The following is a 570-nucleotide window of genomic DNA, read 5'->3' on the forward strand; positions in this document are numbered from 1 at the left end:
TCATTATCATACCGCCCGGGGAGATGCACACGATTTACACTCCGCCCACGGGAGCCCGCCTCATCGTCGACGTGGACTTTACCCCTTATATGAATTTAAGAGGAGTTGGATCCCTGATTAACAGCCTGTCTCCTTACCGCATTATCAGAAAAGAGGAGAATCCTGAGCTTTCCCGGACATTAAGAAACTATCTGCTGCTGATTGAAGAGGAGTATAACAAAAAGGATTTATTCTGCGATGCTTCGATCCACAGCCTGTTCACAAGCTTTTTCGTAACTCTGGGAAGACAGGATATCAATAATCTGCAGACGGACCGCTATAAACCGGAGCAAAAGCTTCAGTATGCCGAAAAATTTGCAGATATCAGCTATTACATCAATCTGCACTGTACGGAACCGCTCCGGCTGGAGGATATCGCTTCCTATACCGGCTTCAGCAAATTTCATTTCTGCCGGCTTTTCAAGGAATTCGTCGGCTGCACCTTTCATGACTATGTAACGGGCTGCCGTCTGGCCCATGCGCAGAGCCTGCTTGCCTCTGCGGCAACCACCATCACAGAGGCTGCTCTTC

The 570-nt window shown here is 48.8% G+C and carries 1 protein-coding gene; it reads left to right on the forward strand.

Features of this window, described 5'->3' with window-relative positions; translation table 11 throughout:
- Nucleotides 1-89 precede the first annotated feature (89 nt).
- Nucleotides 90-570, forward strand: a 481-nt coding sequence (locus tag NE664_12915) for an AraC family transcriptional regulator (protein ID MCQ4727535.1), incomplete at its 3' end; no start/stop codon positions are given.

It is taken from the genome of Anaerotignum faecicola (assembly GCA_024460105.1).
Taxonomy (GTDB): Bacteria; Bacillota; Clostridia; order Lachnospirales; family Anaerotignaceae; genus JANFXS01.